Below are 1,647 nucleotides of genomic sequence, written 5' to 3'. Positions count from 1 at the left end.
CAATGTCATACCCGGATTCAGATGTCGTAGCGCCAGCTAAATACAGATGTCGCATGTTTCATCGGCCTTTCCGTCATTCAATGTTGAAGCGCCGAGCTGAAGCAGCAGGGCGCTTACGTTCACCCGCGGGCCTTCGCAGGCCGCCGGTTCGATTCCGCTTGATGTGTTTGTGAAGCGACCTGCAGAATGGCTGCTTTGATGTCGGCTTCCGTGAACGCACGCTGCTTCTTGGCACCTGGCAACGATGACTTGGCCCGCACCTGCAGCCCCTGATTGGCGCGCGATGGCGATCCCGAGATCCGCCGGTTGTCGCGCTGCGCCTGGATCGCTTCAGCCACCTGCAGCGCATGACTCAGACGCTTGTGTTCGATGATCGCGCCTTGATCGACCTCTGCCAGCTTGTCGTAAAGGCGACATCGCAATACCTCGCCATCGGCCCGTATTTCGATCCGGCCATCCGGGTACTCCCAGACGTCGATGTAGCGATGAATCAGCTTCCGACTCTCGAGCGTATCGTCCAGCAGATACAGCACACGGTCGTACAGCACCGTGAGCGACTTCGAGACCCGACGCGTTTCGCGCCAGGTCATCAACCGGTCCAGATTCTCGTCGTCTCGCAGCGGTCGGTGTGCATTGAAGTCGCTGCGCGGCGGCTTCGCGAAGCGCGCGTTATACATGGCGATGAAGGAGGGCGCATACGCGTTGGCATCGGCTACCGTGCTGATCCCGCGCAAGCGCATTTCCTTGACCAACCGGTCCTGCAGCGTCAGGTGCGCTCGCTCGACACGTCCCTTGGCCGAACTGCTGTTCGCGCAGAACGTGTCGATGTTCAGTTCATACATGGCCCGACCGAACTGCGTCACGCTGCTTCCGGTCTTGCCCGCGGTCGGGCTGCGGAACACGCTGTACTTGTCGCTGTAGAACGCTACCGGCTTGCCGTGGCGCTCCAGATACGCCCGCGTTGCCTCGAAGTAGCTGAAGGTCGATTCGGTCGCCGTAAAATGCAGATGCATCAGCCGGCTCGTTGCGTCATCCACATACACCAGCAGCGTGCAGGCCGGCGCCCGTTCCTCGAACCATCGATGATCGCTACCGTCGATCTGGATCAGTTCGCCCAGGCAGGCACGACGAGCTCGCGGCTGGTAGACCTTCGGCGGTCGTTGCCGGCGCGGAATCCAGAGCCCAGCGTCTGTCATCAGCCTTCTGACTGTTTCCCTCGACAACTGCAGCCCATGGCATTCCCAGAGCTTCTCGCAAGCCAGCGTCGGCCCAAAATCGGCGTAACGCTCACGAATCAGGCTCAAGGCACGGTGCGCCAAATCCTGAGGCAGCTGATGGTTGCTCGCGTGGCCACGACGCTGCGAAACCAGCCCGCCCGGGCCAGCCGCGCGATACCGGGCCACCAGCCGTTCAATCTGCCGTCGACTGATCCCGAGTCGCTCCGCGGCTCGCCAAGGCATCAGACGCTGCTCGATCACGGCTTCCACGACCTTCAGACGATCCAGCTCCCGCATGCTCATGGTGATCAGTCCAGGTTGGCCCACGATGCGCTCCGGCAGTTCAAACCGCCGCCAGCATGCGCCGAAACCCTCGAACTACGACATTTCAACTTTGCCCAGATGCGACATTACAACTTTGCTCCTACAC

The 1,647-nt window shown here is 61.0% G+C and carries 1 protein-coding gene; it reads right to left on the bottom strand.

The annotated features are described in order from the left end of the window. Positions 1-119: 119 nt before the first annotated feature. On the bottom strand, positions 120-1,520 hold the full coding sequence (locus tag WT97_RS07790; RefSeq protein ID WP_054316149.1) for an ISNCY family transposase: 1,401 nt from the start codon (positions 1,518-1,520) through the stop codon (positions 120-122). Positions 1,521-1,647: the final 127 nt, after the last annotated feature.

The organism is Burkholderia sp. MSMB1459WGS (assembly GCF_001534535.1).
Classification (GTDB): domain Bacteria; phylum Pseudomonadota; class Gammaproteobacteria; order Burkholderiales; family Burkholderiaceae; genus Burkholderia.
Note: the sequence above shows the minus strand (reverse complement) of the source record. Positions and strands in the feature narration are given on the sequence as shown.

Coding starts and splice junctions, on each gene's coding strand:
- WT97_RS07790 (WP_054316149.1), bottom strand. CDS start 1,520: ATGAGCATGCGGGAGCTGGATCGTCTGAAGGTCGTGGAAGCCGTGATC.